A 24,043-nucleotide genomic window follows, 5' to 3' on the forward strand; every position below is an offset into this window, starting at 1 on the left:
ATAAACCTAAAAGTGTAGACCAAAAAAAGCACGCTATAAATAGCGTGCTTTTCGACACTTAATTAACTGTTTTAATTTGTGACTATAGGAGCATTAATTGGGGTGTTACTTTTAACGACTACAAATATAGAAGTAGCGTAATAAGCATTACCATTTTCTCCATCGTTAGTCCAATCTTCGAAGTCATACTCGAAAGCAAATGTGTTTCCTGCCAGTGACGTACCGAATACATCTAAACGGGTGGGAACTTCCATTCCAGGGCACCAACCCGCACGATCAGCAGACCAGTTTCCTGGACTTTGATTATTAACTGGGTTAGCCGCACAATTCATTGGTCCCATATAATGATCGAATGTATTTGCACCGTTTATTTTAACACTGTGTGTTCTATAACACCACTCTGCACAACCTCTTCCTGTTCCAGTATCTTCCGGTGTTGCGTGTCCCCAACCTGAAATAATGGTTCTTAAATGAGTACTCTCTGCATTGGCAGGAATAGACACGGTTTTGTCTAAATCAAAATTATGTGCTACACCGTAAGGCACGCCCGAAGACGACCAATCGTCGTAAGAAAGAATAGGAGTCACAGCATAGTAAGGATAATCTGGCGTGCCTTCAATATAATCGAAATCTACGGATACTTGGTACCCCTTATCATTCCAACATTCAGTTCTAATTCTCAACTCGGTAGCCCCCGTTAACAGCGATTTAAAATCGGTGACATCATATTCAAAACCTCTTTCTAATTGGCTATTGTCATTCCAATAGGGCGTAATGTAACGTCCTAACTCATAAAGTTCTCCAGTAGCTGGATCCTTCACTTTTACGTTAGCATAGACATCCCATTCATCGCAACCACCTGCAGGACACGTTAATTTAACATACATTTTTACAGTTTCTATAGCTGTTAAATCATTATGTAAGTTAAACGTTTGAGTGTTAGATTGATCGTAACCACCACCCATAGCAAGACGTTGCTGATTAAAAGTTTGATAATTATGAATTACAGCCGGTGAATTTCCAGACAAACTAACTACTACAGCGTCAGCATCTGTATTTGATATTATTAAAGTACCTGTTGCGTTTCCAGTAACTGAGGGAGTAAAACGCACGTAAACAATTGTTGCTTCATTTGCTGTCGCTGTTCCTATTTGCAAAGTATTTGCATAAGTTGTTCCGTCTAAAGACATCTCAAAATCATCTGTAATTGTTAGATTTATATCACTTACTAAATTATAGCCAGTTACCATAAGTTCTACAGGGTTAGACGCGTTAGCAACTGCGGTATCGTCAAAGCTTAAAGCCGTATTGCTAACAGTAATAATGGGAGCAATACTCACTCCTGCACCACTTAAACTTAATGATTTTGTTACGGCTCCATTACTTTTTAACGTTAATGTCCCACCTCTTGGTCCTACAGCTGTTTCACTTGGAGAAAAACGCACATAAACCGTTTTATTCGCAGCGTTTGCAGAACTTTTATTTAAACTAACTTCAGCAGAAAAACTTAAATCATCCAAAGAAACTTCAAAATTTTCACTCGCTTTAATTTTTAAATTTTCGTTAAGGTTCTCCCCTTTCACTTCTACATTTTGAGAACTAGAATGATTCATCACATCGACTTCTCCAAAGGTCACAAAAGAGCCCATCGTTTTAATTTCAGGAGTGGGTGCCGCTTCAGTTGTATCGTCGCTGCTACAATTTGCAGAAAGTAGTACGACCAGCGTACACATTATAAAACCAAAACAGGTTTTAAGCGTGGTTAATTTCATAAATTTGATTTATAGGTTAAAATATAGTTAATTTTTTGTTTCGTAAATATATCAAAAGCCTAAAGACATTCACGTATTCTATTACAGAATAAATTATAAATTGATATTTTTGCAGTATGAGGACGAGTTTACAAACGCCCATAGATTATTTAAAAGGTGTCGGACCAAGTCGCGCAGATTTGCTTCGCAAGGAGCTCGGTATCCAAACGTACCAAGATTTACTTAATCTATTTCCCAATCGCTATTTAGACCGGACCAAATATTTTAAAATTAACGAACTACAAGCTAACAATGCCGAAGTTCAAATTATTGGGAAAATTATAAAATTTGAGGAGATTGCTCAAAAAAGAGGCAAGCGTTTGGTCGCCACTTTTAAAGACGACACCGGCGTAATGGAATTGGTTTGGTTTCGTGGACAAAAATGGATTCGAGAAGCGCTAAAACTCAATACCGATTATGTTATTTTTGGTAAAACCAATTACTACAACGGTAAGTTTAGTATTCCGCACCCCGATACTGAATTGCTAAGTGAACACGAACAAAATTTACGCTCTTCGATGCAGGCTATTTACCCATCGACTGAGAAGCTTTCCAATCGCGGAATTACCAATCGTGTGATGACAAAAATTATGCAAAATTTATTCCTAGAAACCAAAGGACGCTTTGCTGAAAGCTTGTCTAAAAATTTACTTTCAGATTTAAAATTAATCACCAAATCTGAAGCCATTTTTAACATCCATTTTCCTAAGAATTCCGACCTTCTTTTTAAAGCCAAATACCGACTAAAATTTGAAGAATTATTTTATATTCAACTGCAATTAATCCTTAAAAATTTAATCCATAAATCTAAAATAAAAGGCTTTCCTTTCAATACGGTTGGTGACCATTTTAATACGTTTTACAAACACCATTTACCTTTTGAATTAACCAACGCACAAAAACGTGTACTTAAAGAAATTAGAGCCGATTTAGGAAGTAATGCCCAAATGAATCGCTTATTACAAGGCGATGTAGGCTCCGGAAAAACTATTGTGGCTCTAATGGCAATGTTAATGGCACTTGACAATGGTTTTCAAGCGTGTTTAATGGCGCCTACTGAAATTTTGTCAGTACAACACTATAACGGATTAAAAGAACTTTGCAACAATCTGAATATCAGCATAAAACTTCTTACAGGCTCAAGTAAAACTTCAGAGCGAAGAAAAATTCACGAAGCTTTAGAAAATGGCGAATTAGACATCTTAATTGGCACGCACGCCGTTTTAGAAGATAAGGTGAAATTCAAAAATTTAGGACTCGCCATTATCGACGAGCAACACCGTTTTGGTGTGGAGCAACGGTCTAAATTATGGAAAAAAAATACCTCGCCCCCACACGTTTTAGTAATGACCGCAACCCCTATTCCAAGAACCTTAGCAATGTCTGTTTATGGCGATTTAGACATCTCCGTAATAGACGAATTACCACCGGGTAGAAAAGCCATAAAAACAGTACACCGATACGACACCAATAGGCTTAAGGTTTTACGCTTTATAAGAGACGAAATTAAGAAAGGAAGACAGGTCTATATCGTGTACCCATTAATTAAAGAAAGTGCCAATATGGACTACAAAGATTTAATGGACGGCTACGAAAGTATTGCTCGAGATTTCCCGATGCCAGACTTTCAAATTTCTATTGTTCACGGACAAATGAAACCGGCCGATAAGGAGTTCGAAATGCAACGTTTTGTAAAAGGCGAAACCAATATTATGGTCGCTACAACCGTTATTGAAGTCGGCGTAAATGTCCCTAATGCCTCGGTAATGATAATTGAAAGTGCCGAACGTTTTGGACTCTCGCAATTACACCAATTGCGTGGTCGTGTTGGGCGTGGTGCCGAGCAAAGTTTTTGTATTTTAATGACGAGCCACAAACTCTCTGAAAACAGTAAAACACGCATTAAAACGATGGTAAGTACTAACGATGGTTTTGAAATCGCCGAGGTAGATTTACGCCTTCGTGGTCCGGGAGATATTATGGGCACACAGCAAAGTGGTGTTTTAAATTTGCGCATTGCCGATATCGTTAAAGACAATGATATTTTGCAACATGCCCGGTACCATGCCAAACAAATATTAACAAAAGATCCCCGTTTGAAATCGCCAGATCACACCCCTATTTTAGAGACCTACCGCCAAATGGCGAAATACAAGAATATTTGGAATTATATTTCTTAGAATATTGAGCTTAAACTGTTATATTATTTACTTTTACATCTAAAACATTAATATGCTTCACCTTAAACTAGAAACCGATCCGCGTTGGGTAACTATTGTAGAATCTAATATTGAAGAAATATTAACCGATCATGCGTGGTGCGAACAAAAAGCGGCGACCAACGCAATTACAATAATTACTCACAATTCTGAATATCCAGATTTAGTTACAGAATTATTAGAACTCGCGAAGGAGGAAATAGAACACTTTCAAATGGTGCACAACATCATTAAAGAGCGTGGGTACACTTTGGGCAGAGAACGCAAAGACAGTTACGTCAATGAATTGTATAAATTTATGAGCAAAGGCGGAAGCCGTTTACAAAGTATGGTCGATCGTTTGTTGTTTTCGGCTATGATTGAAGCCCGAAGTTGCGAACGCTTTAAATTACTCTCCGAACGTATTACGGATCCCGAATTATCTAAGTTTTACCACGAACTAATGATTAGTGAGGCTGGACATTACACTACTTTTATTACGTTTGCCAGAAAGTACGGAAAAGGTATAGATGTCGATGCGCGCTGGCAAGAACTCGTTACCTTTGAAGGCGAACTGATTAAAAGTTACGGTAAAAGCGAAACCATTCACGGGTAAACCACCCCTACTCTTCTAACAACGCATTTATAAAACCATCGAACTCTAATTTAAATTCGGTAAACTTATCGCCAGTAGCAGGCCCATTAAACCCCGTATGTATTTTTCTAACTTTTCCTTGTTTGTCAATAAATACAGTGGTTGGATAACTTAAAACGTGGTTTAGCATTGGTAGTTTTTTCTGAGCTTCCGCTTTACTTGTCGACCCTGTCTGTGCTAACAAAATAGGATAGGTAATACCTACACGATCTCGCAAACGTTTTATATTACTAAAAGCTTGAGTTTCTGTTTTCGCGTATTCAAAAGCTAGACTTACAAATTCAAGGGCTTTGTGCTTATTATTTCTATAATAGTCTGCATAATACGTGCTTTCGTCTAAACAATTTGGGCACCACGTTCCCATTATTTGCACGACAACCACTTTATCTTTAAATCGGGTATCGCTTAACGCCACTTGCTTACCATCAGTATCTTGAAAGCTAAAGGCTAAACTCTCGTAACCTTCTTTTAAAAAGGTAAGCGCATTCGCACTTTTTAATTCAAAATCACTATTTCGCTGCGCTACAAAAGGTTCTTTATAATGGTTTCCAGAATAAAAGGTTCCAGCAATTGTAGAATCGGTAATTTGTGCTGTAAACAAAAAAGCGTGTGCCCCATCAAAAGTAGAGAGTTTTAAAGTCGATCCAGAAATTACGCCTTCAAGATAGCGGTAATCGCCGGTTTCAGTTCTAAACGTTCCGATTACTTCGTTACCTGTTTGTTTAAAAACACCTTTTGCCTGGTAACTTTCGGAGTCACTATCGGGACTAAATGTCGTTTCCCAATCGCCCGAAATGTTAACCATTGCATCGTTTACAACCTCAAATCTCGTTGTATTTTTCTGAGCTGTAAACGGCACTTTTCGTTGTTTACCTTTTACTACAAAATCACCTTTTAAAACACCGTTTTTAATTTTTGCTATTAAAACACCCTCAAAGACAGGTAGTTTTATATAAATAGAATCGTCTTTATAGCGTATTTCATCTACCAAGATTACTTCATCTGCATTATAAATTTCCAGCAAATCTTCAGCGTCAACCTTAAAATTAAAAGGTAATATTTCTGTGTCGCTCACTTGTAATTCTGCGCGGTACATTCCCGGTGATAATCGTTCTTGAGGCGTTTCATCTTGACAAGATAAAAATGAAACTGATAAAATTAAGAATAGAAGAGGTGTTTTTAGCATTGTTTTGTTTTGATTTTAAATGTAATCGAATAAACTACAAAAACCTTACAAATAAAACATAGATTCTAATGGGGTCTAAATAATAAGCCGCTAATCAGCACTTTTTTTTCAACAAAATAGTTTTTCAATTCCATTAAGCCTTAAGTATTCTTATATTTGCGGACTTAAAACGGTATTGTATAAATGAAAATTTCTTATAACTGGATTAAGCAGTTTATTAAAACAGACTGGTCACCAGAACAAACAAGCGAATTATTAACAGACTTAGGTTTGGAGGTTGAAGGTATAGAATTATACCAAAGCATAAAAGGCGGTTTAGACGGCGTTGTTGTAGGCGAAGTACTTACGTGCGTACAACACACAAATGCAGACCGATTAAAGGTTACAACCGTTAATATTGGCTTAGAGAAGCCCGTGCAAATTGTTTGTGGCGCACCCAATGTTGCTGCTGGGCAAAAAGTACCTGTGGCGACCATAGGAACGACTTTATATACCGAGGAAGGCGAAGCTTGGACCATAAAAAAAGGAAAAATTCGTGGTGAAGAAAGTCACGGAATGATTTGCGCTGAAGATGAATTAGGTATAGGGAAATCTCACGATGGTATTATGGTTTTAGACATCGATACAGTTGTAGGAACGCGTGCTGCAGATTTATTTAAGATTGTAAACGATCAGGTTTTTGAAATTGGTTTAACCCCAAACCGTGCCGATGCAATGAGTCATTACGGTACGGCCAGAGATCTAAGAGCTGGTTTAGCGCAACAAAATATTATTGCCCAATTAAACACCCCCTCTGTAAGTGCGTTTCACGTTGACAATAGATCGTTAAAAATAGACATTGAAATCGCTAATAAAGAATTGGCACCGCGCTATTGCGGTATTACCATTTCTGATATTAAAGTTAAAGAATCCCCTGCTTGGTTACAACACCGCTTAAAGGCTATTGGTGTAACCCCAAAAAACACTATAATTGATGCTACTAATTACGTATTACACGAATTAGGGCAACCACTTCACGCTTTTGATACGGCAAAAATTATAGATAATAAAATTGAAGTAAAAACGGTTGCTGCCGGAACCCCCTTTACCACTTTAGATGGCGTAGAACGCAAATTGCATGAAGACGACTTAATGATTTGTAATGCCGATGTACCTATGTGTATTGCCGGTGTTTATGGCGGATTGCATTCTGGTGTTACCGAAAACACTAACTCTATATTTTTAGAAAGCGCGTTTTTTAACCCCGTTAGCATTCGTAAAACAGCGAAACGCCACGGTTTAAATACCGACGCTTCTTTTAGATTTGAAAGAGGAATCGACCCAAATATCACAGAATATGCTTTAAAACGCGCAGCTTTATTAATTATTGAAATTTCAGGCGGCATTATTACTAGCGATATTTCAGATTTTTATCCGAATAAAATTGAAGACCTTCACGTTCACCTTACATTCGATAAAGTAACGAAATTGGTTGGTCAAGAGATTCCTGAAGAAACGATAAAAAGTATTTTAACGACTTTAGATTTCAAAATTAATAATGTTACCGAAACAGGATTAGGTTTAACAATTCCTGCGTATAGAAACGATGTACACCGCCAGGCGGATGTTATCGAGGAGATTTTAAGAGTGTACGGTTATAATAAAATAGAAACCACGACGAAGCTAAACGCGTCTATTTCTAATGCGTCTCGTTTTGAAGACTATAAATTACAAAACATCATTGGTAATCAATTAGCGTCTCAAGGATTTTTCGAAATTATGGCTAATTCTCTTACGACTCCAGATTATATAGCTTTAAGCGAGCAGTTAAATGAAGACCATAATGTTACGATGTTAAATCCGTTAAGTAGCGAATTATCGGTAATGCGTCAATCGCTACTGTTTTCAGGTTTGGAAGCTATTTCTTTTAATATAAATAGAAAACGCACCGATTTAAAGTTATTTGAATTTGGTAAAACTTACCATAACTATGGAGATAATAAAGAAGAACTAAAACACTTAACCTTGTTTTTAACAGGTAATAAAACGAGTGAATCTTGGAATAAAAACCAGACACCAAGCGATTTCTTTTATTTAAAAGGGACCATTATAGCGACTTTAGAGCGCTTAGGAATCTCTAGATTTAAGACTAACCCTTTTAAAAATGATGTGTTTAGCGAAGGCGTATTGCTAGAACAAGGTAAAACGAAATTAGTAGAATTTGGAGTAGTTAAAAACGCTATTTTAAAGCATTTTGGAATTTCTCAAGCTGTCGTTTATGCCGATTTTAATTGGGAGGCTATTATTGACATTGCAAAACGCAATACAATTTCGTTTAAAGCGATACCAAAATACCCTGAAGTGCGTCGCGATTTCGCGTTACTAATAGACGATAAAGTGCTCTTTGAAGACATACACACTATTTCTAAACAAACAGAAAAGCAACTTTTGAAAAGCGTAAATTTATTCGACGTTTACCAAGGTGAAAATTTACCCGAAGGAAAGAAAAGTTATGCCGTAAGTTTTATCTTTCAAGATGAAAACAAAACACTTACTGATAAGCAAGTAGATAAAATCATGAATAAATTAAAATCTAATTTCGAAACAAAATTAGGTGCCCAACTAAGATAAATTATGGAAACAGAACACAATGAAGTACCACAGAAAAAGAAAAATATCTGGGATCTAATTTCAGGTATAGCTTTTATTGGCTTAGGAGGTTACCGTTTTTACAGTCACTTTTTAACTGAAGCAACACTGTCAAACCTAAGACTTGTTTTTGCTGCGGCCTTCCTTGGTTTCGGTATTTATAATTTATATAAATACACGAAGTAAAAACAACTTTCGATAACACTATATAAAAGTAGTCTGCATAATCTGTAGGCTACTTTTTTTATTTCAGAAAGACACCATTCAACACTTAATTTGCTGTTAATCGCCTTCGTATTCTTTGTTATTATCGCATAAAAAGGTAATCAGATACTACTAAATTCAACAACCTGTGTAACTGTATTATAAAATGTTGCTGAGGTATACAACGATCCCTATATAAATCATTATCAAAATCAGTGTCTTACATATAAAATAGAGGCATACTAAAATAGTAATCTATCTATTTTAATTTTTTGAGCCCTATCTATTTTGCAAAACTTTAACTTACAGAAGTTCCTTAAAATTTAATTTGAACACTTATTATTTGTACATTTAAATATAACCTAAATACGAAACAGTATGTCAGACTCAGAATATGTAAAAATTTTTACAGGAAATTATATTATCGTTCAAATGATTAAGGAGCGTTTAGAAGATATCGGAATTAGTCCGATTATTAAAGACGAAACCGAATCTGGTAGACTTGCAGGATTTGCATCTGCTTTACGCGGACAACCAGAAGTTTATGTACATGAAAAAGAACTAAATAAAGCTGTACAAGTGGTAGAGGTGGTTCGTGGAGAGATGGAAAGTAAATAATTATGGCTTGATTTTAAACATAAAAAAAGCGGCTAAATCTTATTTTAGCCGCTTTTTTTATATACTACATATGCTCACTAGTTTGGCATTACAACGGTATTGATGGTGTGTACCATTCCATTTGTTTGTGTTTTATCTCCCGAAATAATAGTAGATTTCACACCGTTAGCGCCAATTAAGACAATTTTATCACCGTGTAAAGTTGCTGTAAGTGTTGTTCCGTTTAAGGTTTTCAAACGTGCTTCTCCGCCGTTGCCATTTACAGCCCTCGTTAACTCGTTTACACCTTGGTTTCCTGGCATAACGTGGTAAGTTAACATCTCTTTAAGTGCCTCTCTGTTTTCAGCTTCTAATAGCGTTTCTAACGTTTTTTCTGGTAACGCGTTAAATGCTGCGTTGGTTGGAGCAAAAACAGTAAACGGCCCTTTTCCTTTTAAAGTCTCTTCTAATCCTACAAGTTTAATTGCGCGTACTAAAAACGTATGATCTTCAGAGTTGTTTAAATAAGCGAAAACAGTTGTTCCTTCGACAGTTCGGGGAGTTGTTATCTTACTTTTACTAAACATATAAATAGCACTGTTTATTGTAGACGCTTCTGGTTCTCCTTCTGTGTCGTCTTCTTGTGTGTCTTGTTTGGCATCTTTCAATTCCGCTTTTAAAACCTCTTCATTATCTGTTGCATTATGAGACATTTTTATTTCTTCAGCTTTTGCGTTAGCCGATGTAGCATCTTCCTCATCTATAGCCGATAGTGAAGCACGACTCATTTCAGATTCAGCGATTTTATTTTCTGATGTCTTATCAGTACGTTCAAGCTCTTTATTTTGAGCGAAACCCAAACTAATACAACCTACTAGCGCTATTGCCATTGTAATTTGCTTGGTTATTGCTTTAGTTTTTAAATACATAATTTTTATTTTTTATTTAATGCTTTACTCTTTAAACGATTACATTTCGATTTTAGATGTTTTACAGCGATTATTTTAACATATTTATCCAAATATAAGATAATTATTTACAAAAAAAGCCCTGATAGAATCAGAGCTTTACTAGTTTATTAAATTGAAAGGTGAAATTTATACAGTTACCCCATACATTTTATCTCTTAATTCTTTAATTTTTGGATCTTGCATATAATCATCAAACGACATAAATCTATCAATTACTCCGTTTGGTGTTAATTCTACCACGCGATTTCCTACAGTTTGTGCAAACTCGTGATCATGAGTGGTAAACAATACAGTTCCTTTAAAGTTTTTAAGCGAGTTATTAAACGCGGTAATACTTTCTAAGTCTAAATGGTTTGTTGGTTCATCCAGTTGCAAAACGTTGGCTCTAGTCATCATCATGCGCGATAACATACAACGTACTTTTTCTCCACCAGATAACACAGACGATTTTTTAAAGGCCTCTTCTCCACTAAAAATCATTTTTCCTAAAAAGCCTCGAATATGCACTTCTTCGCGCTCTTCCTCGGTAGTTGCCCATTGGCGCAACCAATCGATTAACGTTAACTCATTTTCGAAAAAAGCATTATTATCTAAAGGTAAATACGATTGTGTCGTTGTCACTCCCCAAGCAAATTTTCCTGAATCTGCTTTTTCTTTATCGTTTAATATTTGATAAAATGCCGTTGTCGCCCTAGAATCTCTAGAGAACAACACCACTTTTTCACCCTTATTCAAGTTTAAATCGATGTCTTTAAATAACACCTCACCATCTAAAGAAGCCGTTAAACCTTCAACATTTAATATTTGATCCCCTGCTTCTCTATCGCGCTCAAAAATAATGGCTGGATAACGACGACTTGTCCGTCTAATATCTCCAATATTAAGTTTATCAATCATCTTTTTTCTACTAGTTGCTTGTTTAGACTTAGCAACGTTAGCAGAGAAACGGCGAATAAATTCTTCTAATTCCTTTTTCTTTTCTTCGGCTTTCTTGTTTTGTTGCGCATGCTGTCTTGCTGCTAATTGAGAAGACTCGTACCAAAACGTATAGTTTCCAGAGAAATGAGTAATCTTTCCAAAGTCAATATCACTAATATGTGTACATACAGAATCTAAAAAGTGTCTATCGTGAGAAACCACAATAACACAGTTATCATAATTCGCCAAAAAGTTTTCTAGCCAAGAAATAGTTTCGTAATCTAAATCGTTGGTAGGCTCATCCATAATTAACACATCTGGATTTCCAAACAGCGCCTGTGCTAATAACACACGTACTTTCTGTTTACCATCAAGATCGCCCATTACCGTATAATGGTAATCGCTTTTAACACCTAAGTTAGATAACATTGACGCTGCATCGCTATCTGCATTCCAGCCGTTCATTTCCTCAAAACGAACTTGAAGTTCCCCTATTTTTTCAGCATTCTTATCCGTATAATCTGCGTATAAGGCATCTATTTCAGACTTCAATTTATATAAAATCTCGTTTCCCTTTAAAACGGTTTCTAAAACAGTATCTTCATCGTGCTTATTATGGTCCTGTGTTAAAACCGACATACGCTTTCCTGCTTCCAAATGCACGCTACCAGAATTAGCTTCTTGCTGACCAGAAATTATTTTTAAAAATGTAGACTTTCCGGCGCCATTTGCACCAATAATTCCATAGCAATTTCCATTATTAAAGGTTGTGCTCACTTCATCAAAAAGAATACGCTTCCCAAATTGAACTGAAAGATTTGAAACTGATAACATAAATTGTAGTTTAAAAATTTTTGCAAAAGTAGAAAATTAGTTCCGTAAGACGAAATAAAACCCAGCTTAATAACTTTAACAACGCCTTAACACGAGAAATCCAAAGCAAAACATATTTTTGTTATCTAAAATATACGTTCTATTAATGACTATTAAAGCCCTACCTCTATTATTAATTTTGACTCTCTTTTTTACCTCTTGTGAAAAAGACGCAGCGAATAGTAATGTAGACGACAGTGCTTTTTTTGGTGGTGAAATTATTAATCCCTATTCAAATTATCTCGTACTTTCTAAAAACAGAAAATTTATAGACACCTTATTTTTGGATAAGAAAAACAGATTTGGTTACACACTCGAGAGTTTAAAACCTGGTATTTACAACTTTTTTGATGGTAGAGAAACCCAAACATTTTTATTACAACCCCGCGATAGCTTACGTTTACGATTAAATACTATAGATTTTGATGAGTCGTTAGTGTATACGGGTAAAGGCGCCAAAGAGAATAATTTTCTAGTTAATTTGTTTCTTCAAAATGAACAAGAAGACAAAGACATCCTTGGTATTAGTCAATTAAATCCAAAAGAATTCGAAAAGAAACTTCACGCTTTAAGGGACGCAAAGTTTAATAAATTATCGCGCTTTAAGAAGAAAAACAAACCGTCTGACTTGTTTTTAGAACTCGCTACGGCCGATATTAATTACAAATACTACTCAAACAAAGAATTATACCCTTTAGCAAATTACAGCAAATCTGAGCGTGATATGTTCGAAAGTTTGCCTGAAGATTTTTATAACTACCGAAAGGATGTTGATTTTAACAACGATGTATTAAAAGACTACCGCCCCTATAATTCGTTTTTACGTTTTTATGTAAATAATGCCGCATTACAAACCCATTTTAAACATTCTGAAGACACCTCTTATAACGAGCATATTTTAGATTACACCTTGGATAAGCTTAATGTTATAGATGACAAAATCCAGAATGAAGAAATAAAAAACGGTCTTCTAAATTATAACATTGTACATTTTATAAGCATTACAAAAAATACTGAAGATTACGATGCTCTTTTAGAATCGTTTCAGCAAAAAAGCACTAATACCGAACAAATAGCACGTGTTACGCGCATTGTAAATTCATACAAACGCTTAAAACCGGGTAAAAAGATTCCTAATTTAAAAATTTTAGATAAAAATAATAATCAACGCACTTTACAAGGGCTTATTAATAAGCCAACTGTTATTTATTTTTGGACTAGAACCAATAAAAACCATTTGATTATCGCTCATAGAAGGGCCTCCGATTTACAAAAAAAATATCCCGAAGTCGAATTTATAGCCTTAAACGTAGATTCTATTTCGTATAAAGAACAAGTACGATTATTGAAGCTATACAACGTAAGAATTAATAACGAATTCCGTTTCCAATCTGCCTCAGAGGCTATAAAAGTTTTATCTGTAAAACCCATTAATAACGTTTTCATTTTAAATGGAAAAGCAGAGATTGTTAACGCTAAAGCTAATATGTTTAATATTAGTTTTGAGCAAGAATTATTGGGTGTTATAAATCAGTAATTTATTAAGGACAAAGATTGTTATTACTTTAATTTCACTAAGATCTTTAGCAACCTCTCTATCGTTTTGTTGATTCTCCAAAACTTTAAATACTTAATATTTTCAGTGTTTCTGCCGGATTTTTCACGTAAAACCCTAGTTTTCTAATGCCTAATACGCTAGACACTATATACTTTTTTGGAAAACCGCTGCTGTATACTTCTCTATGGTTAGCGAATTTGAAAAAGATTTCCTTACCACTTTTAATATTTAGCGCAGGCATAATCTCTACTCTAAAGCCCCCCTTTTTAATTAAATTCTCCAACAACTAATCCAACTAGAACAGGTTAATAATAGCCGAGACAGTGTTTTAACATCCTTTCTTTGGTTTTTGGCAGACCTTTAAGGCTACTTGAATACTAATAAATTTCTCAATAATTTTAGTCCCATAATGCAATCACCGTAATTCGCCACTAAGTTCAAGAGAGATTCTGGAGGAGTTCTGAAAATTAAATTTTCTTCTGAGTATTGAAGACTTTGAATTACATCTTAAGTTTTAGGATTTCTAAACTGTTGCTTTCATTTAACATTCCTTATCGTTATGGTATGCTTCTATTCTCTAGAATAGTCTTACAAATTAAAGTCTTTTAATATACATATCTATATTAGCTAAACTGATAAAAAACACCTCAATCATTTTCATCTTAGTAACACCAACTAAAAACACAAATAATACTAAATTTCACTTTCTCTCGTTTAGATTAATACAACTAATATCTTCAAAACCACACCTAATTAATTTTTAACAAAAAAACCTATACTATGAAACGTATATCGCTAAGTTTTTTAATTATTATATTTTCTTTTTCTTGCAGTGAATCCGACGATGCCGAAAATCAAACGACGCCAACTGAAGCCAATTTTTACGCATTAACCGTTGGCAATTCATGGGTATATAAAAATTATAAATACGATGACAATACCGAAAACTATGAAAATACCGGGGTCATCGATTCTTTAAGTATTGTAGATACTCAAGACGTTTCGGGACATCTTTATTATAAGTTTAGACGACTAACCACAGGAAATGAAGAACAGATAACGCTTTGTAATTCTAATGGAGAGCATTTTAAACTCCTTAGAGAAAACGAAGGCAATTTAATAAATGAAGATGGCGCGATTCAGTTTACAAATAACGATTTTGATGAACGCTTAATTGTAGAAAACCAATGGGGTTCTATCTACGAAACTTTAACGGTAGGAGATTCTCTAATAACCGTTGAAGCCGGCGTTTTTACCAGCATCAACTCCGAACGTTATGCTAAATCACAAGAAGGCGAACCATTTAATGGTTTAGACCATTTTTATTACGCAGATGGCGTGGGACTTATCTATGACAGCGCATCGTTTGTAAACGAGACGACACCTAGTATTATAAGACGATTAGACTCTTACAATATTCAATACTAGTTAAGGAGATAAAGTCTAATTATTTCAACTGATTGTGGCTCAAATCAATTTTTAAAAAAGGTATAAAACAAAAAAAGCTTCAGTAATACCCTGAAGCTTTTTTTATAGTCTTATCTGAATAATTAAATCAATGAGTTTCCCTTTTTATAATCTTCTAAAAATTTAGCTAATCCAATATCTGTTAACGGGTGTTTTAGTAACCCTTCAATCGAGCTTAAAGGACCAGTCATAACATCGGCACCTAATTTAGCACAATCGATTACGTGCATTGTATGGCGCACAGAAGCCGCTAAAATTTGAGTTTCGAACGCGTAGTTATCGTATATATGTCTTATTTCAGCAATAAGGTTTAATCCATCCGTAGAAATATCATCTAAACGACCTATAAATGGAGACACATACGTTGCTCCTGCTTTCGCTGCTAATAATGCTTGTCCTGGAGAAAACACTAACGTAACGTTGGTTTTAATACCTTTATCACTAAAGTATTTACACGCTTTAATTCCATCTTTAATCATTGGTAATTTCACAACAATTTGATTGTGTAGTTCCGCTAAAGCCTCTCCTTCTCTCACCATTCCATCGTAATCGGTCGCGATAACTTCAGCACTAACATCTCCATCTACTATTGAGCAGATTTCAACATAATGTTTCATAATATTATCGTGACCGGTAATACCTTCTTTAGCCATTAATGACGGGTTTGTAGTAACGCCGTCTAAAACACCTAGATCTTGAGCTTCTCTAATTTGCTCTAAGTTTGCTGTATCAATAAAAAATTTCATGGTAATATATTTAGTAGTGTTTATTTTTAATTGGAGCTAAATTACAATTTATCCCTTGTTTTTAATAAAGAATACATTAAAATCATAATCTACTTACAGTTTGTAATGATTTAACAGTAGTTTTTCGTACACCGTATCTGGTAAAATATGTTTCAATACAATTGAAAATTTCTGCATAAAAGCCCCTACTTTATAATGCACTTTGGGATTTTTGGCATTAATTACTTGATACACCTTCTTGGCAACCTCTATGGGGTCACCACTACTATCTACGTGTTCATCGATATCACTTAACACCGATTTATATTTAGTATATGGAGAATTTGGGTGTACAGTCGCGTGGAAACGTCCAGCAGCAATATTGGTTGCAAAATCGCCAGGGGCAATAGTGGTCATTTTTATATTAAAATCTTTCACTTCCATTCTAAACGCTTCCGTAATTAGCGCTAAGGCTCCTTTACTCGCGCTATAAATGCCGCGATAAGGCAATCCCATATATCCGGCAATAGACGTGATATTAATAATTAATCCACTTCTTTGAATACGCATTTGAGGTAAAACAGCCTTAATAACGTTTATCGGTCCAAAAACATTGGTATCGAAATTATGTTGAATTTGGTCGTTAGGGATTTCTTCAATGGGCCCCGTTATACCAACACCGGCATTGTTTATAAGAATATCTATGGTGTTTTCATTTTTTAAAATTTCAGAAATGGCTGTAGTAATGCTCTCTGGATTATTAACATCTAAAGCTACAATAGGAAATTTACTATTAGTATAACGCTCTGGATTTCGGCTAGTGCCGTAGACTTTAAATCCTTTATCGGTTAAAAATTCTCCAATAGATTTTCCGATTCCGGAGGAACCGCCTGTAATTAAAACAACTTTAGACATATAAATTTTAAACTTTTATGGGCCAAAAATACAATAATTTAAGTGAAGAATGTTACGAGACTTTTGGGCACAAAAAAAGGCAAGCTCCCTACATCACACTGCTACGACTATTTACCTTTGCTTCGTTCCCGACCTGGAGGATTCAACAGGAGCTAGTTGTGTAGGACTTGCCGGTGCAAAGATACAATCTTTTAATACTTTTACAATCATTTTTTAAACTGAATTTTAATAAATATCTTGCTAAAAATATTAAACCAAAAATGAAAACATTTAAAGTACTTACAATCATATTTTTAGGCAGTTTAATTGTCGCTTGTAGTGGCAGTTCTTCTCAAAAAAATAATTTTTCTATTCAAACAAATACCGAAAATAACGCCATTCAAATAGGAAACACCTTAGAATTGACGCTTAAAAATGCTAAAAATATCGCAGTGACTTCGGTCGCTTATACTTTAGACGGCACCCCAATTGAAGCAAAAACACTAATAAGCGACTTTAAATTAGGTGAACATAACTTAGAAGCCATTGTTACTTACAATGGCGACACGGAAACGGTGTCGCAAAAACTATCTCTATTGAATAACGTCGCGCCAAAAGTAATGACTTACGAAATTATAAATTCGTATCCCCACGATATTACATCGTACACACAAGGTTTAGAGTTTTATAACGGTACGCTTTATGAAAGTACCGGACAATATGGAGAATCTAAACTTAGAACCTTAGATTACGCCACTGGAAACGTAACAAAAAATGTGCATCTTTCTAAGAAATATTTTGGTGAAGGACTTACCGTTTTAAATAACAATGTGTTTTTATTAACGTGGTTAGAAGGCACTGGTTTTGTTTACGATGCCGAAACATTAGAACGCAAAAGCAGTTTTAAATATGGCGAAAGTAAAGAAGGATGGGGCTTATGTAATGACAACACAACGCTATACAAAAGTGATGGCACGTCGCATATCTGGCTTTTAAATCCAGAGACTTTGGTTGAAGAAGATAACATACAGGTTTTTACTAATAAAGGTAAAATTGGCCGTTTGAATGAATTAGAGTGGATTAATGGAAAAATTTATGCTAACATTTATCAAAAAGATGGTGTAGTAATTATTAATCCAGAAAACGGAGCAACGGAAGCCGTTATCGATTTTTCTCCATTGAAAAAATTAGTGACTCAGCATCAAGGTTTAGATGTTTTAAATGGTATTGCCTATAACCCAGAAACCCAAACTATTTTTGTTACTGGTAAACGATGGGATAAACTATTTGAGGTTAAAATAATCGAAAAGTAGCCTTTACCTTTTAAAAAGCAGAGAGACATTAACGACAATTTAATCGCGATAAAAATGAACAATACGGGATAGTCTTAAAAAAATCTATTAGTAATCATTAGTATCCGATTTAAAATAGTTTAAGAGGCATAATCTGTGTCAAAATAAAGAAGTTCACTAATTGCTTATAATAACGCGTGCTTTTTGGCTAATCGTTTTAAAGAAATAGTGGCGTTTTTTTCTTTTTAAGCTTTCTTGTTTGGTTAATAGTTAGAATGAAATCTTGGTTCTTGATTCTTGACATCAGAAGTGCTGTAATCTCGTGTCATTTATCGGACAACAATAATTAGATACGGTACTATTCTAAAGTATTAAATCTTTCAAAAAACAGGAATAAACAGTATCTTAGTCTGCTAATTTAAAAATTATGAAAGCCTTAGAATACGATATCACAGTTACTGCTAATTACTTAGACGATCTTAATCACGTAAACAACGTTGTTTATGTGCAATGGGTAAACGATATCGCAAAAGCACATTGGGAAAAAGTAGCGTCACAGCACATAAAAAACAAATATTTCTGGGTGTTGATGTCGCACACTATCGACTATAAAAAAGCGGCGGTTTTAAACGATACCATAACCGTTAAAACCTATATTATCGAGTCCAGTTCTATTACATCTCTGCGTGCTGTAGATATGTATAATACAGAAACTAAAGAACTCGTTGCCCAATCTAAAACCAAATGGTGTTTTATGAATGCATTAACGCAACGACCTACGCGCATTACGCCAGAGATTGAAGAATTATTTAATTAAAAAGGCTTTTCTATACTAAATTAGTATTTCAAAAGTTATATTTTAGTCGTTTACAACCAATGCCATTCTATTTTTGCACCTATGAAAAGTACTTTATATTTTATCGCTTGTTTTGCATTTCTTTTACTGTGGAGTTCTTGCCGGAAAGATTTCGAATTCGAACCTAGCTCAGGACAGTTAGAGTTTTCTAAAGACACCGTATATCTAGATACCATATTTGCAAATATTGGCTCTAGTACTTACAATCTAAAAGTTTATAACCGTAGTAATGAGGATATTACAATTCCTTCGGTGAGTTTAAGTCGTGGAGAATCTTCTGGCTACCGTTTAAATGTAGATGGAGCCGCAGGAAAAGCGTTTTATAATGTTGAAATTTTAGCTAAAGACAGTCTATTTATTTTTGTTGAAACGACGTACAACACCACTACAAATCCGGTAACTAATAACGCCTTTCTATACACGGACAAAATTGAATTCGATTCGGGGATTAATCAACAAAGTGTAAATTTAGTAACCTTGGTAAAAGATGCCGTTTTTATCTATCCTAATCGTGATGGTGCTACAGGAATCGTTGAAACCTTAACTTTAAATGTCAATGGAGAATCTATAGCTACCGATATTCAAGGGCGCGAATTATTAGCGGATGAATTAACTTTCACCAACGAAAAACCATACGTAATTTACGGGTATGCCGCTGTACCAAACGGAGAAACGCTAACCGTTAACCCCGGCGCTCGAGTACATTTCCACGCTAATTCTGGGTTGCTAGTGTCTGAAAGCGCAGCGCTCCAAGTGAATGGCGATTTAAGTACCGACCCTACTCTATTAGAAAACGAAGTGATTTTTGAAGGCGATCGTTTAGAACCTGGTTTTTCTGATATTCCTGGACAATGGGGCGCCATTTGGTTATTTCAAAATAGCGTAAATAATAGTATTAATTATGCAACCATAAAAAATGCTGGAGTAGCTCTTATTGTAGACGGCAATCCCGATGCATCCAATAATAAACTAACGATAAGTAACACCAAAATATACAATTCTAGTAACTATGGTGTATTAGCGAGAAACACGTCTATTTCAGGAGAGAATCTCGTGATTAATAATTCTGGACAAGTGTCATTAGCCTTAACCCAAGGAGGAAAATATAATTTTACACATTCTACTATTACCAATTATTGGACCAATAGTTTTAGGCAATTTCCTGCACTTCTAATTAATAATTTCGTTGTAGACGCTTCAAACACAGCTTTAGTTTATAATCTAACCGAGGCCAATTTTAACAACTGTATTGTTTATGGAAATGATAACCCTGAGTTTTTAGTCGATGAAATTTTTGATGCTTCAGTAGATTTTAACTTCAAATTCACCAATTCACTATTGCGTTTTGAGAATGCAAATAACAGTTATACGGGATCGAATTACGATTTTAACGATGCAACACATTACGAAGGCAATCTGTTTAACCAATCACCAAAATTTAAAAATGTAACTGAAAACGATTTTAATATTAGTGAGGACTCGGCGGCAAATGGCATAGGCAATTCCTTTTTTGCCAATCAAGTGCCGTTAGATCTTTCTGGAACGAACAGAACGGCATCTCCAGATAGTGGTGCCTACCAACAGACTACTTTTTAAAGCTTATTTTTTTTTGAATTACTTTTAATTTGCGTTCGCGACATTCCTTAAAAAACTAAGATAATTTTCCGATAAGTAACAGCAGTTACATTCAGACAGATTACTATTGATTACCTTCGTTAAAACGTTTTAAAAAATTAGTAAATAAAATTGTAAAACATTTTTTTAAATTTTATAATTTCAGTGCGACGATCCATTAAAAACCTTTAATACGCTAATCAATTAGCTATTCTTTGTTTTATTTTTCACTGCATTATTTTTTAAAACGCAATTAAAAATTAAACTCTCAATTTATTCTGCGCTATGGAAGATATGATCTTTTACGATAGACTTCAATTTGCATTCACAATCACTTTCCATTACATTTTTCCCCAATTAACTATGGGTCTTTCGTTAATGATAGTCTATTTTAAATGGCGCTATTTACGTGATAAAGTAGAGAAATATAATGACGCCGCTAAATTTTTTATGAAAATTTTTGCCATCAACTTTACGATGGGGGTAGTTACAGGAATCCCAATGGAGTTTCAGTTTGGTACCAATTGGGCAAAGTTCTCCGAGCTTACCGGTGGTATCATCGGACAAACCTTGGCAATGGAAGGTTTGTTTTCATTTTTCTTAGAATCTTCGTTTTTAGTCCTTTTTATTTTCGGTGAAAAACGACTAGGCCAAAAGCTTCATTTTTTAACTGCTTTTTTAGTCTTTGTAGGCTCCTGGGCAAGTGGCTGGTTTATTTTAGCCACCAACGCGTGGATGCAACATCCTGTGGGTTACGAAATACTGGAAAACGGGAAATTTGTACTTAATAATTTTTCTGAGTTATTTACAAATCCTTGGCTACTTCCTGCCTTTTTACACAACCAATTAGCATCGGTCGTTACCTCTTCTTTTGTAGTGGCTGCCATTGGCGCGTTTTACATTTTAAGAGATAAAAACACAGAGTTTGGTAAATTATTTTTAAAAACAGGGGTCGTTTTCGGCTTAATATCTAGTGTTTTAGTGGCGTTTCCAACGGGAGATTGGAATGCTAAAAACGTTGTAAAATATCAACCTGCAGCGTTTGCGGCTATGGAAGGAATTTTTGAGACTGAAGACGCTGGAGCTGAAATTATATTAATCGGTCAGCCAAATATGATCGAAAAGAAATTGGACAATAAAATTGCAGTGCCCAACATTCTTAGCTTTTTAACGTACCAGGAATGGGACCGACAAATCGCAGGAATGGACCAATTTAAAGAAGAGGAATTACCAGATAATATTCCTGCCTTGTATTACTCGTATCATATTATGGTTGGTTTAGGTACTATTTTTATTGGATTAATGGTTATATCGGCGTTCTTTTTATGGAAGAAAAGATTATACGGAATGAAAGCTTTACTGTGGGCCATTATGTTTATGGTTCCCTTTCCGTATATCGCAAATTTAACGGGCTGGTACACCGCCGAACTAGGTCGCCAACCCTACTTAGTTTATGGACTACTTAGAACTAGCGAAGGGGTGTCTCCAAACGTGTCTTCAGGAAATACATTATTTACTTTACTGGGTTTTGTCGCGCTTTATATGCTACTCGGACTTTTATTTTTAGTATTGGTTGGTAAAACGATTCACCAAGGTCCAAAATTTCAAACTCATTAATTATGGAATTATTCTGGTTTATTATTATTGCACTTGTTTTAGTCGTCTTTTTCATCTTAGATGGTTACGATTTTGGAGCAGGAATTATTCATTTATTTTACGCCAAAAAGGATAAAGATAAAGAGGTTATAGCCAAATCTGCCGGTTTGTATTGGGACTCGAATGAAGTCTGGCTTGTGGCTGCCGGAGGTTTACTGTTTATGGCATTCCCCACATTTTACGCCTCGGTGTTTAGTGGGTTCTATTTGCCATTGATTTTGGTATTATGGCTCATTATTTTTCGGGCGATTGGTTTAGAGTTTAGAAGTCAGTTTAATTTCCAAATGTGGAAAGATATTTGGGATACTTCTTTTGGTGTTTCCAGTCTGCTTTTGGCTTTATTCTTCGGAATTGCCTTAGGTAATATTGTAAGAGGTGTAAATTTAGGTGGTTTTGAAGATGGCTCCTCTATTTACGAAGCGCACTATTTTTTCTTACCGCTATGGGATTCTAGTTTTAGCCCACTAACCACACACCCGGGAGTTATCGATTGGTTTACGCTAATTATTGGTTTTATAAGTGTTGTTACTTTGGCTATACACGGAGCAAACTGGATTGTTTTAAAAACCAATTCATCGATTAATCAGAAACTAAAAACAATAGCCGTACGTTTAAACGGGGTACTTTTATTGTTAACGATTGTCTCGTTAATTAGCTGGAAAACCATCAACCCCGATTCATTTAATAATTTCTCAGAAAAACCTTATCTGTTAATTTTTCCGTTGCTTTTTATAGTGGGGGTCGTTGGTACATTTTTCATTTCAAAATTTAAAAATGATAACAGTCCACTTGTCTTTTCAACACTTATAATTTTAGGCGGAATCACCTCGTCTTTAGCCTCGTTATTCCCCGTTATTTTACCATCTACTAATAGCGTTCACGAGTCGTTAACGATTTATAACACCTCAGCAGCACAGTATGGCTTGTCCGTAGCAATGGGTTGGGGAATTGTAGGCTTGATTCTATTATTAATCTATTTTATAGTTCAAAAAAGATTGATGAGAGGCAAAGTGGACACCATGGATTATGGTCATTAATTAATAGTAAACCCCTTTATTATGACAGCAACCTTAATCTCACTAATTAGTATTGTATTTGGCATCCTTGGTGCAAATGGTATTGCAATACGCTATAAAAATCGCTCTTTTGGTTTTATAGGTAATACAATTGCAGGAGTTTTTGGGAGTATTTTATTAATTAAAAGTTTTGGACGCTTAGGCTTTAATCCTCAAACTATTGTAATTATAGACACCGTTTCACTACCATTATTCGCAATTAATTGTGTTGTTTCCTTTTTAGGCGGGGCGCTCGCTGTTTTTGTAATGCATTACTTAAAAAACAAACTCGAAAAACCTAAATAAATCTTGATGGTGCTATTCTATTCTATTTCACACTTAATATTAAATGTTTATTTTAGGGCACTATAAAACATATATTATGTTAACATTTAAAGAAACGCAGAAATTTACACAGTGGTGGTTGTGGCTTATTTTAATAGCTATTGGAATTAGCCCGCTTATTGGGATTTACACACAACTTATTAAAAAAGAACCTTTAGGAGATGCCCCACTCTCTGATGTTGGATTAATCCTCTACTCTATTTTTATATTTGCTACTATCGGCGTGTTTCTAAGGCTTACTTTAAAAACAGAAATTAATTCGAAAGGCATACAAATGAATTACATTCCGTTTGTAAAAAAAGAGATTGATTGGAAAGATATTAAAACTGCTGAAGTCGTTAATTATGGGTTTGTTGGTGGATGGGGAATTAGATGGAATACAGCCTATGGCACCGTGTACAATACTAGAGGAAATAAAGGAGTAGCGATTGCACTTAAAAATGGAAAAAAGATTGGAATAGGGACTCAAAAAGAAGAAGAAATGCAAGAGGTGATTGAAAAGGCAAAAAAGATGAAGCTTATTTAGTCTATATCTTTTGA

At 35.0% G+C, this 24,043-nt stretch carries 20 protein-coding genes and 1 other RNA gene; 14 read left to right on the plus strand and 7 right to left on the minus strand.

All coding sequences use genetic code 11. The features are described from left to right. Positions 1-71 precede the first annotated feature (71 nt). Positions 72-1,772 (minus strand): peptide-N-glycosidase F-related protein, encoded by a 1,701-nt coding sequence (locus ES676_RS03225; RefSeq protein WP_246130290.1) that lies wholly within the window; start codon positions 1,770-1,772, stop codon positions 72-74. Between the two features lie 116 nt (positions 1,773-1,888). Here ES676_RS03225 and recG point away from each other — a divergent pair, with 116 nt between their 5' ends. Both recG and miaE read left to right on the plus strand, forming a co-directional pair. After that, positions 1,889-3,991, plus strand: a complete 2,103-nt coding sequence (gene recG, locus ES676_RS03230) for an ATP-dependent DNA helicase RecG (protein ID WP_148368607.1) — start codon at positions 1,889-1,891, stop codon at positions 3,989-3,991. A gap of 52 nt (positions 3,992-4,043) precedes the next feature. Then, positions 4,044-4,625, plus strand: a complete 582-nt coding sequence (gene miaE, locus ES676_RS03235; RefSeq protein WP_148368608.1) for a tRNA-(ms[2]io[6]A)-hydroxylase — start codon at positions 4,044-4,046, stop codon at positions 4,623-4,625. Positions 4,626-4,632: 7 nt separating this feature from the next. Here the strand turns inward: miaE and ES676_RS03240 are convergent, their stop codons facing one another. Continuing rightward, entirely contained in the window at positions 4,633-5,850 is a 1,218-nt protein-coding gene (locus tag ES676_RS03240; RefSeq protein WP_148368609.1) for a TlpA disulfide reductase family protein, read from the minus strand. Between the two features lie 183 nt (positions 5,851-6,033). Between ES676_RS03240 and pheT the strand changes: the two genes are divergently transcribed. The 3 genes from pheT (at position 6,034) to ES676_RS03255 (ending at position 9,300) form a co-directional block, all read left to right on the plus strand. Further along, positions 6,034-8,460: a phenylalanine--tRNA ligase subunit beta gene (gene pheT, locus ES676_RS03245; protein WP_148368610.1), complete on the plus strand. Its 2,427-nt coding sequence runs from the start codon at positions 6,034-6,036 to the stop codon at positions 8,458-8,460. Between the two features lie 3 nt (positions 8,461-8,463). Continuing rightward, the gene (locus tag ES676_RS03250; protein WP_148368611.1) at positions 8,464-8,664 is read left to right on the plus strand and encodes a hypothetical protein; all 201 of its coding nucleotides are present in this window, start codon (positions 8,464-8,466) and stop codon (positions 8,662-8,664) included. 396 nt (positions 8,665-9,060) lie between these two features. Further along, on the plus strand, positions 9,061-9,300 hold the full coding sequence (locus ES676_RS03255) for a putative signal transducing protein (RefSeq protein WP_148368612.1): 240 nt from the start codon (positions 9,061-9,063) through the stop codon (positions 9,298-9,300). 77 nt (positions 9,301-9,377) lie between these two features. On the opposite strand, the gene ES676_RS03260 is transcribed toward ES676_RS03255, so the two are convergent. Next, positions 9,378-10,208, minus strand: coding sequence for a fasciclin domain-containing protein (locus ES676_RS03260; protein WP_148368613.1), 831 nt, complete (start codon positions 10,206-10,208; stop codon positions 9,378-9,380). Between the two features lie 168 nt (positions 10,209-10,376). Beyond that, complete coding sequence (locus tag ES676_RS03265) at positions 10,377-12,002, minus strand: ABC-F family ATP-binding cassette domain-containing protein (RefSeq protein ID WP_148368614.1); 1,626 nt, start codon at positions 12,000-12,002, stop codon at positions 10,377-10,379. Positions 12,003-12,147: 145 nt separating this feature from the next. Here ES676_RS03265 and ES676_RS03270 point away from each other — a divergent pair, with 145 nt between their 5' ends. Next, positions 12,148-13,578, plus strand: a complete 1,431-nt coding sequence (locus ES676_RS03270; protein ID WP_148368615.1) for a TlpA family protein disulfide reductase — start codon at positions 12,148-12,150, stop codon at positions 13,576-13,578. 801 nt (positions 13,579-14,379) lie between these two features. After that, positions 14,380-15,027: a hypothetical protein gene (locus ES676_RS03275; protein ID WP_148368616.1), complete on the plus strand. Its 648-nt coding sequence runs from the start codon at positions 14,380-14,382 to the stop codon at positions 15,025-15,027. Positions 15,028-15,149: 122 nt separating this feature from the next. On the opposite strand, the gene fsa is transcribed toward ES676_RS03275, so the two are convergent. The 3 genes from fsa to ffs all read right to left on the minus strand — a co-directional run bounded on the left by fsa (position 15,150) and on the right by ffs (position 16,879). Continuing rightward, on the minus strand, positions 15,150-15,812 hold the full coding sequence (gene fsa / locus ES676_RS03280) for a fructose-6-phosphate aldolase (RefSeq protein ID WP_148368617.1): 663 nt from the start codon (positions 15,810-15,812) through the stop codon (positions 15,150-15,152). Between the two features lie 93 nt (positions 15,813-15,905). Continuing rightward, complete coding sequence (locus tag ES676_RS03285; RefSeq protein WP_148368618.1) at positions 15,906-16,706, minus strand: SDR family oxidoreductase; 801 nt, start codon at positions 16,704-16,706, stop codon at positions 15,906-15,908. 74 nt (positions 16,707-16,780) lie between these two features. Then, positions 16,781-16,879: signal recognition particle sRNA small type (ffs, locus tag ES676_RS03290), an RNA gene on the minus strand. 87 nt (positions 16,880-16,966) lie between these two features. Here ffs and ES676_RS03295 point away from each other — a divergent pair. The 7 genes from ES676_RS03295 to ES676_RS03325 all read left to right on the plus strand — a co-directional run bounded on the left by ES676_RS03295 (position 16,967) and on the right by ES676_RS03325 (position 24,029). Continuing rightward, positions 16,967-17,998: a glutaminyl-peptide cyclotransferase gene (locus tag ES676_RS03295; protein ID WP_148368619.1), complete on the plus strand. Its 1,032-nt coding sequence runs from the start codon at positions 16,967-16,969 to the stop codon at positions 17,996-17,998. A 406-nt stretch (positions 17,999-18,404) separates the two neighbouring features. Continuing rightward, the gene (locus ES676_RS03300; protein WP_148368620.1) at positions 18,405-18,794 is read left to right on the plus strand and encodes an acyl-CoA thioesterase; all 390 of its coding nucleotides are present in this window, start codon (positions 18,405-18,407) and stop codon (positions 18,792-18,794) included. Positions 18,795-18,875: 81 nt separating this feature from the next. After that, the gene (locus tag ES676_RS03305; RefSeq protein WP_148368621.1) at positions 18,876-20,429 is read left to right on the plus strand and encodes a hypothetical protein; all 1,554 of its coding nucleotides are present in this window, start codon (positions 18,876-18,878) and stop codon (positions 20,427-20,429) included. A 303-nt stretch (positions 20,430-20,732) separates the two neighbouring features. Further along, entirely contained in the window at positions 20,733-22,064 is a 1,332-nt protein-coding gene (locus ES676_RS03310; RefSeq protein WP_148368622.1) for a cytochrome ubiquinol oxidase subunit I, read from the plus strand. A 2-nt stretch (positions 22,065-22,066) separates the two neighbouring features. Continuing rightward, complete coding sequence (cydB, locus tag ES676_RS03315) at positions 22,067-23,140, plus strand: cytochrome d ubiquinol oxidase subunit II (RefSeq protein ID WP_148368623.1); 1,074 nt, start codon at positions 22,067-22,069, stop codon at positions 23,138-23,140. Positions 23,141-23,161: 21 nt separating this feature from the next. Next, the gene (locus tag ES676_RS03320; RefSeq protein WP_148368624.1) at positions 23,162-23,464 is read left to right on the plus strand and encodes a hypothetical protein; all 303 of its coding nucleotides are present in this window, start codon (positions 23,162-23,164) and stop codon (positions 23,462-23,464) included. 76 nt (positions 23,465-23,540) lie between these two features. Continuing rightward, positions 23,541-24,029, plus strand: a complete 489-nt coding sequence (locus ES676_RS03325; protein WP_148368625.1) for a hypothetical protein — start codon at positions 23,541-23,543, stop codon at positions 24,027-24,029. Positions 24,030-24,043 lie beyond the last annotated feature (14 nt).

This window comes from Bizionia saleffrena (genome assembly GCF_008086175.1).
Taxonomy (GTDB): domain Bacteria; phylum Bacteroidota; class Bacteroidia; order Flavobacteriales; family Flavobacteriaceae; genus Bizionia; species Bizionia saleffrena.